This is a genomic window from Cytobacillus sp. MT66 (genome assembly GCF_058792595.1).
The window spans coordinates 1-8,845 of the sequence record NZ_JBXAFB010000035.1 but is presented as its reverse complement, the minus strand read 5'-3'; the positions used below and the strand labels follow the sequence as shown (position 1 = coordinate 8,845).

At 37.3% G+C, this 8,845-nt stretch carries 7 protein-coding genes and 1 pseudogene; 7 read left to right on the top strand and 1 reads right to left on the bottom strand.

All coding sequences use genetic code 11. The annotated features are described in order from the left end of the window. The first annotated feature begins 82 nt into the window (after positions 1-82). The 4 genes from AC1Q59_RS24595 (at position 83) to AC1Q59_RS24580 (ending at position 4,573) form a co-directional block, all read left to right on the top strand. A complete protein-coding gene (locus AC1Q59_RS24595; protein WP_492368502.1) occupies positions 83-289 on the top strand; it encodes a DUF1657 domain-containing protein in 207 nt (68 codons plus the stop codon). Between the two features lie 17 nt (positions 290-306). After that, positions 307-1,167: a DUF421 domain-containing protein gene (locus AC1Q59_RS24590; RefSeq protein ID WP_492368501.1), complete on the top strand. Its 861-nt coding sequence runs from the start codon at positions 307-309 to the stop codon at positions 1,165-1,167. A 503-nt stretch (positions 1,168-1,670) separates the two neighbouring features. Then, positions 1,671-2,093, top strand: coding sequence for a hypothetical protein (locus AC1Q59_RS24585; RefSeq protein ID WP_492368500.1), 423 nt, complete (start codon positions 1,671-1,673; stop codon positions 2,091-2,093). Positions 2,094-2,140: 47 nt separating this feature from the next. Further along, positions 2,141-4,573, top strand: coding sequence for a molybdopterin-dependent oxidoreductase (locus AC1Q59_RS24580; RefSeq protein ID WP_492368499.1), 2,433 nt, complete (start codon positions 2,141-2,143; stop codon positions 4,571-4,573). 168 nt (positions 4,574-4,741) lie between these two features. On the opposite strand, the gene AC1Q59_RS24575 is transcribed toward AC1Q59_RS24580, so the two are convergent. Further along, positions 4,742-6,247 carry a phospholipase D-like domain-containing protein gene (locus AC1Q59_RS24575; protein WP_492368498.1) on the bottom strand — a complete coding sequence of 502 codons (1,506 nt, stop codon included), beginning with the start codon at positions 6,245-6,247 and terminating at the stop codon, positions 4,742-4,744. A gap of 302 nt (positions 6,248-6,549) precedes the next feature. Here AC1Q59_RS24575 and AC1Q59_RS24570 point away from each other — a divergent pair. The 3 genes and pseudogenes from AC1Q59_RS24570 to AC1Q59_RS24560 form a co-directional block, all read left to right on the top strand. Next, positions 6,550-6,836 (top strand): annotated as a pseudogene (locus AC1Q59_RS24570) (phospholipase D-like domain-containing protein); the annotation flags it as partial. 234 nt (positions 6,837-7,070) lie between these two features. After that, complete coding sequence (locus tag AC1Q59_RS24565) at positions 7,071-7,649, top strand: CBO0543 family protein (RefSeq protein WP_492368497.1); 579 nt, start codon at positions 7,071-7,073, stop codon at positions 7,647-7,649. Between the two features lie 23 nt (positions 7,650-7,672). Then, entirely contained in the window at positions 7,673-8,356 is a 684-nt protein-coding gene (locus AC1Q59_RS24560) for a DUF421 domain-containing protein (RefSeq protein ID WP_492368496.1), read from the top strand. The last annotated feature ends 489 nt before the right edge of the window (positions 8,357-8,845 follow it).

Genomic DNA, 8,845 nt, shown 5'->3' with positions numbered 1-8,845 from the left:
AAGTGCCGGTATTTCAGCTGCCATTATATTCGGTATGTTAGGGTCGTTGATTTTTAAACCAAAAGGATAAGGAGAATACTGAATGACTATTGCATCAAATGTTAAGAAGTCTCTGGCCAGTCTTAAAGGCGTAGAAGCCGATTTATCTAGTTTAGCGCTCCGTACCGAGGATACCGAATCGAAGCGTTCGTTACATGAAACGATGATGATTGTGCATGAAGTGGTGACGGATTTAAAAAAACGCGTTGGAGAAATAGAACGAGAGGAATTGCAGTATAAAGGATTTTAAGATAGGAGGGTTTACTAATGCCTCTTTGGCTAAATGTTGTTTCTCGAGTTATTTTTTTTATGATTGTTCTGTTTTTTATCACAAAATTTCTAGGCAAAAAGCAACTATCCCAACTTTCCTTCTTCGAATATGTAACAGGTATTACAATAGGAGGAATTGCAGCAATCGTAATCCTTGAAGTAAGACATAGTATCATTATAGGGGGCTTAGCCATTCTAGTTATGGCAGCTATACCATATATAGTTGGTCTTATTGCATTAAAAAGTAAAAAATTCCGTGATTTTATAGAAGGGAAACCAACTGTTTTTATTAAAGATGGGAAAATTATGGAAGATAACTTGAAAAAGGAAAGATACACAACAGATGAATTACTAGAACTACTCCGAAAAAAGGATGTTTACCAGGTTTCTGATGTAGAATTCGCGATATTAGAAGCAACCGGTGATTTATCCGTCATGATGAAAAAAGAGAATCAACCTCTAACAGCAAAGGATGCAAACTTATCGGTTGCATCAATCAAGGAGCCTCAAACCGTCATTATGGATGGCGAAATATTGGATGAGCCACTTTCGACAATTGGACGAAGCCGGGCTTGGCTACATATCGAATTGGAAAAACTAGGGGTAACAATTGAAAATGTTTTTCTTGGACAGGTAAATTCTTATGGAGAGTTAACGGTTGATCTCTTTGACGATAAATTACAAGTGGCATCTCCTCAAGAAAGACCTTTAATTCTTTCGACCCTGAAAAAATGTCAAGCGGATTTAGAGATGTTTGCCCTTGGCACAGAAGTAAAGGGAGTCAAGGAAATGTTTAGTAAAAATAGTAAAAAATTACAAGAGGCCATTGATAAGGTATCCCCAATTTTAAAAGGATAATCATTTGTTTCGTTTTTATTTCATTGTGATGTTCCTAAAAAAGTGTGAGGATTTTTTGAGTATACCTTTAGTCAAATTTTTAAAAATTAAAAACCTCGGAAGAAAATCCTCTTTCCAAAAAAATGCTCAAAGCAACCAGTTTTATTGTATGTGGGCAGAAACGACGAGATAGCTGTCATATTTTGCTGGTTGTCCTGACCAAAAAAAGAGGGAAGCGGTAATATCCAGCTTCCCTGATGTATAAATTTTCGAATTCATAAATCTGATTTATCCTCAAATACTATATTTGATGATCCCTCGATTAGAATTCGTCATTTCGTTTTAAGTGGACGGTTTATTATGAAACCTCCCTCTTTGCTTGCAGGTGAGTACGGAACTTGGAAAATTTAAATGAAGGAAAATGATTCCATCTAAAGTATATTCCTCAAGGTATTGGGGAACTTAGTAAAGAATGTGAGCGCTGCGCGCAGCGTTTTAATTTTTTAAGAAAGAGGGGAAATTTATTGTTAAAGCTGAAAGAATTATATTCAGACCTTCAAAACCAAACTGAAAAAGCAATAAAGGAAATGGAAATTTCGGATCACCCGATTGCGTTTTTACTTCAAACTATTTTGGGAGAGCAACTGGAAATGATTAAAAATCTAATGCAAGAGCTTTCAAATGATGGGGCCGAACTAAAGAATATGACAGAATTTCTGACAATTATTTTTCATGATAATGAAATAGCCAATCCTACATTCCGAGCATGGAAAAGAGCGGTTGAATGGATGAGCCTTCCATACCTGGAATCAGTGAGAAATTTGGAGCCTTTGTTCCAGGAGATTAAGACCAACCTTGAACACTCAGCTGCCGAATTGGTAAGGATTTATGGGGCTAAGCAAACGAAGTATATCATTCCTTCTTTTTACATATCTGCTCTTCACTAACAGCAACATCTTTTTTTCTCACAACTAATATCCAAGGAGGAAGTTCAATGTCCTGGGAAACTAAAAGAACCGATATAAATGTGTACAGCCAGGGAGAGGTTGATAGGTGGGTGTACAGTACTTGTAACATATGCTCAATTGGCTGCGGCTGCTACATTGCTGTGAAAGATGAGAAGATAGTTGGAATCAAAGGGAACAGTGCCCATCCCATTAACAGGGGCAGACTTGGCCCCAAAGGGGAAAATCAGTGGTATGCCAATAATAGCCCCGACCGTCTGTTAACTCCCATGATCCGCGACTCTTCCGGAAAATTGGTTCCTGCTACATGGGATGAGGCCATGAATTTAATTATAAAAAAAGCCACTGACTCTATAAAACAGAAAGGAACGAATAGCATAGCCATTTATTCAACCGGACAGGCCTTTTTAGAAGATTATTACACCATCGCAAAAATCGGCAGGGCCGGCCTGCAAACTCATTTACTGGATGCTAATACCCGGCTTTGTACGGCTACCACCGAATTTTGCTTACTTCAATCATTTGGCTCAGATGGCAGTCCCACTTCATTTGATGACCTGGATGAAACGGAAACACTTATGTTGTTTGGACATAATGTAGCGGAAACGGGTACTGTGCTTTTTGAACGGATTATGAACCGTAAGAAAAAAACAGGAAAACCGTTCATTATCACTGTGGATCCCAGAAGAACACTTACAGCAAAGGCAGCAGACATCCATCTTCAGCTTTATCCTGGAACAAATGTGGCTCTTTTAAACGGAATCCTTCATCTGATTTTAAAAAATGGCTGGATTAATCAAAACTTTATTGATAATCATACAATTGGGTTTCACGAAATGGAGGAATCCGTAAAAAATTGGACCCCGGAGAAAACGTCTGAAGTAACGGGGATACCTATAGACTTACTCCTACTTGTGGCAGCTAAGCTAGGGAAAACTCCATCACTTATCACCACCACTCTGCAGGGAGTCTATCAAAGCGCTGATGCAACAACAGCTTGTGTAGCAATCAATAATTTGCATTTGATTAGAGGATTAATTGGCAAGCCGGGTTGCGGACCACTCCATATGGCAGGACAGCCGAGTTCATCCGCCAACCGGACTGCGGGGGGAGTGGGAACTTTTCCAGCACAGCGGAATTCGGCCAATCCGTCACATATACAAGAGATGGCAAGGCTATGGAATGTAGATGAAGAGAAACTTCCGGTGGGACCAGAAAAGGGAATTGAGGAACAAATTGATATGATGGAAATGGGCAAAATCGGCTTCTTTTGGAATATTGGTACGAACCCTATGGCCTCTCTTCCTAATAGACGGCGAGCCAAAACTGCGTTTGAAAAAACCTTCGTTGTTGTACAGGATCCTTTTTTTACGGAGACGGCAGCTGTTGCCGATGTTATACTTCCAACAGCTTTATGGGGAGAAAAGCAAGGAGTCATGGAGAATGCAGATCGAACGATAAATTTATTAAGAAAAGCCGTAAACCCTCCGGAAGGAGTGAGAACTGATTTCGAAATTTTATTGGATTTTGCAAAACGTATGGGCTTAAAGGATCGTGATGGAAATCCGTTAATTACTTACACAACAACAGAAGAATGCTTTGAAGAGTGGAAAAATGTCTCTCGTGGCCGTCCTTGTGATATGACCGGGATAACTTACGATAAGTTAGAAAAGTATAATGGCCTTCGCTGGCCTGTAAATGAAGAACATCCTGAAGGTACAACCAGACTATATACTGATTTTAAATTTAATACAGAAACAGAATATACCCAGAGTTTTACGAAACATCAATTTACAGGACGGCCTTTAACAAAAAAAGAATATGAAATGAAAAATCCAAATGGCCGGGCAATACTTTATCCAAGTACCTATTCGCCTCCTGCTGAGCAACCAACAAAAGAGTATCCAATGTGGCTGACAACAGGTCGACTTGTTTGGCACTGGCACACCAGGACAAAGACCGCACGCTCACCTTTTTTGCATGTTGCTGCTCCCCGGGGATATGCGGAAATCAATGAGGCAGATGCGGAGTTATTTTCACTTCTTCCCGGGGAACTTATTCGTATCTCGTCCCCACGTGGATGGATTGAGGTTCCTGCAAGAATTGGAAATGTGGTACAAAAAGGACTAGTGTTTGTTCCATTTCATTTTGGCAGTTGGGAAGGACGGGAATCCGCAAATGAGTTAACAGCGGATTTTACTGATCCACTATCAAAACAGCCAACATTTAAACAATCAGCATGTAAAATCGAAAAGTTGCGGACCCAGCATATCGTTACTGAAGAAGATACTTTACAATCGCTAGCTAATTATTATGGCATATCTGTTGATAATTTACAAAAAGCCAACGTATTAATTTCACCCTACGATATTCAAATCGGAAAGATACTTGAGATACCTGCATCAACCATAAATGTACCAATACCACCGTATTTACCAGAGTGGAAGGATGGCTCGTTTTAAAAAGGGATTTTTATCTTTGTGAATATAAAGAACTTCGATGAAAGATTCTTCCCTTTTTATTTCTTCCCGGGGTTCTAATATATTTTCAAAAAAGCCCTCAGATTTAAAATTGTCTGAGGGCTTATGGAATTTATTATTATGGTTATCTACAAAATAAAAGTTAAATAGCTACAACAGCGGAAAAAGAAGGCGGGCTCCTTGCTGCATTAACCGCTGTGAAGGCGAGCGTTGCAATAAATCATCCATTCGCAATGGGACAGAATCACAAAGGTCTTGCTCAAACTGTTTTGTAAGATCTGTCGCCACATCTTTACTGTAAAAAAATTCACTCACTTCGTAATTCAAACGAAAACTTCTCATATCGTAGTTTGCTGCTCCCACTTCTGCTACTTCCCCATCGATAACCATCGTCTTCGCATGAAGCATTCCTTTGTTATATAAGTAGATTTGGACCCCTGCTTCCAATAACTCTCCATAATAAGTAAAGCTTGCACGTTCTACCATTTTTTGATTTATTTGACGAGGAACGAGCAATCTTATACGTACTCCACGTTGTATAGCCGTCTTAAGCCCCATAATAATATCCTGATCTGGTACAAAGTAGGGTGTGGTGATATCAACGGTCTTTGTGGCTTGTGTTATCCCTATAAAGTACGCTTGCCTAATAAAAGGTGTAGGAATACTTGGATTACCTTCTACTGTCTGAACATAGGCTTGGTGCATTTTCTCATTAGTCGGAACTTTATCCGTCTTTGTTCGTTCAACAGTTCCCAACTCTATGCTCATTTCTGTTATCATGGTAAATGGTTTTAACCTGCTGGTTTTAGGAATGATTGATGAACCATCTTTTACTTTTATTGCTTTCATTCCAGATTTGTTCCTTATGTGTTCAGGTGAGGCAATCTTCCAATGGTTCTCGAAAACCATTTTCAAATCAGCTGAAGCTTCACCAACTATTCTTACATGAGTGTCACGCCAGTAGCCCACATTTGGCTTTAATCCAGTATATTCTTCCCCAATATTAATCCCACCGGTAAAAGCTTCTTTGCCGTCGATTAGGGTAATCTTACAATGATCCCGATTATTCAATGTTGAAAATATCCAAGGAAAACGTAAAGGAAAAATAGTCCGACATTCTATTCCAGCATCCATCATCCGAAAAACTTGATTTTTGGATAGTTTCCTGCTCCCCCATCCGTCTCTTATAAACCGGATATGTACACCTTCCAAAGACCGTTCAATCAGTAAGTCCGTAATGCACCTTCCGATTTCGTCGTCTCTATATATGTAATATTCAAGGTCAATCGTTTTTTTGGCGTTCTGTATAGATTCCATAAGTTTTTCGTATGTATTAATCCCATTTATAAGCACTTGTACTTGACCAGACTTTAATCCACTCCCGGTTAAATGTTTCAATGCTTTCGCTATTTGCAGAGCTGAGTTGCCATAGGAATCAGGAAGCATGTCTGATTCAGAAGAAATAAAAGCTGGCTTTTTACTTCGATTCATACGTCTCGGATTTGATGTAATAAGATAGAGCCCAAAACCAATCACAGGGAAGATAAAACTAATGGTTATCCAATTTAAAGCCACTGCTGGTCGCCTTACCTCGCGAACCGCCATAATGATCATAAAGGCAGTATTTAATAAGTAGAGTCCAAAAATCCATACCAATATAATGCTCCTCCTTATTCTTTTAAAATGTACAAATGGTAACCCGTTTATAAGTATCTTTAAAATTTAGTTGTATAAGGAAAAATTTATAACGGGTCGCTAGAACCTTGGAAAAATAGCAAAGTCCCACTTAAGGAATGCATTATCCCCAAAAGGCTAAGTAAAATTAAGTAATATTAATATTCTCTATTAAGGTGGTTATTATAAGCACCCGCCATGAAAATATTGAGAAAGTTCGATTGAAAAAACACAGAACTGCTGATTGAAAAAGCAGTAAACGGAGTGCGGGTTCCTACTTTATAGCTGTGGCTCGTGGTGTCCGGGTAAGATTACTTGTTCCTCGCCATATCGATCAAAAAATCGTGGGCTTTGCAAGTCGTACCTATTACGGGGAATTTATAGAAGCTGGGTTCCAAATTTACCAGTTCGATAAAGGAATGTTACATGCGAAACTGATGATCATTGATGGGGAAATTGCAGAAGTAGGCGCAGCAAACTATGACCATTAAGAATTGAAGACTTGTTGCAACGATCCCTGACCGAGCGCATGGTTGAACAGGGGGCTCGCCTGCTTTCTCCATTATTATAAGTTGATGTATCCAGTTTTTATTATTGTTCTATCTTAAATTCTAGATTTAAAAAATTTTTGTTTTTTATATTTCTGACCTATTTGAAAAAAGTCGAAAACCTGTGTTAAAAGAACTTCCAACATGGTTTTTTTTTATTTACGATGGAAATTTTTTACTAAAAACGGTAATACTAAAAAGGTAGCTCAAAGAGTTTGAATGCAAAAATATCTGTTACCTTTTAATTTAAATATAGGGTGATTTCAATAAATAATATATTTGAAAATCCTAAGGAAATACGTTTATTAGAAGATAAGCTCTACCATTTAGAATTAAATGGTTGGTTAAAAAATGAGTTTTTAACTTGGGAATGGTGGATTCTAGTCGTTTTTTTAATTCTGCCTTGGGTTTTATGGGCTAATTTTGTTAAACGAGACATTATTTTAGAAATTTTGTTATTTGGTACCATAATTATCTTAACAACAACCTTATTAGATGTAATTGGTGCACAATATAGTTTTTGGGATTACCCCATTGCATTCCTACCTATTATTCCTCGGGCCTTTCCTTTTGATTTTTCAATGGTACCTGTAGCTTACATGTTGTTATATCAATATTTTAGAACATGGAAATCTTTTATTTTAGCCCAGATCATTATGGCACTAACATATGCCTATATAGGTGAACCCTTTTGCGAGTGGGTCAAACTTGTTAATTATTTGGAGTGGAGATATAGATATTCATTCATATATTACATCATTGTTGGAATTGTAACTCGAGCTTTAATACTAAAACTAGCTTCTATATCTAAACCTCAAGATCTTACAACTAAGTAAAATTTAAATTGGAGGAAAAAACTTTGGAAGAAGTTAATATTGGTTTACTGACGATCAAAGTCATCGTTGGCTTTGCCACTTTATTTTTTATCATTATCATAACAGGTAGAACATCTATCTATCAGTTAACCCCGTTTCACTTAGTTTTTGTGTTAGTACTTGGAGATTTTTTAGGAAATACCATTTATCAAGATAAGGTAGGGATTTTTCATTTTTTATATGCCATCGGATTATGGACGTTTCTTATGTTGGGCATAGAGTTAATAACTCTAAAAAATAAATCGATACGTTCTCTATTATTAGGCAATCCTAACATCATCATTCGAGATGGTGTTATGGACCGAAAGTTACTTACAAAGAACAAATTGGATGTAAATCAAGTATTGAGTATACTCCGTCAAAATAATGTCTTTTCAGTTCGCGAAGTCAAATACGGTATATTGGAAGCTAATGGGCAATTAAGTTTAATATTAAAATCCAAGTATCAAAAACCAGACAAGCAAGATCTGAATCTTCCAGAAAGTCCAGTAGACCTCCCAACATCGTTAATTATAGATGGGGAAATTTTATGGGATAATTTACACGAACTCGGATTTGATCGACAGTGGTTAGATAACCAATTAACTACCAATGGATATGATAATGTAAAGCGTATACTCTACGCAGATTGGCGAGAGAGTGAAGGCATACATGTAAGTCCTAAATAAAATTTGTTCGGATAAGAGCATATCAATTTTCTTGGTGAATATAAACTTTTAGTCTTCAACAATCAGGCGCGATTCTTGTACAAAAAATTGTTTTTTTACCATTTTCCTTGGGAATTAGCTAATTTCATGGTAAATTCCATATTTTTGAAGCTTCCTGTATCTAGTTTTAAGCTTTGTCCATCACTTCCAGAAAAGTTGTCTAATTCAATGATTTAACCATTTTTGAATATTTATAACCGGGCGCATACAAAAATTGGATTACATAACCACATTTTCCTTACATTACCCCTTATCGGCATAGGTGAGGTGGACCTAGTTGAAATATGGAATGGGGATTATGGACTCCTGTATATGGAAGATATAAACTCTATCAAAACAATAAGGAGGCTAAATCTTGGCCAAAAACAAAGAGCAGTATGAATTTATTAAGTGGTTAGATGAAGAGCTTAAATGAAGAAATAGAATTTTTTTATTTTTACATGTATTGAT

Excerpts from the sequence above, each read along its gene's own strand:
- AC1Q59_RS24595 (WP_492368502.1), top strand. The coding sequence starts at position 83 with ATGACTATTGCATCAAATGTTAAGAAGTCTCTGGCCAGTCTTAAAGGC.
- AC1Q59_RS24590 (WP_492368501.1), top strand. The coding sequence starts at position 307 with ATGCCTCTTTGGCTAAATGTTGTTTCTCGAGTTATTTTTTTTATGATT.
- AC1Q59_RS24580 (WP_492368499.1), top strand. The coding sequence starts at position 2,141 with ATGTCCTGGGAAACTAAAAGAACCGATATAAATGTGTACAGCCAGGGA.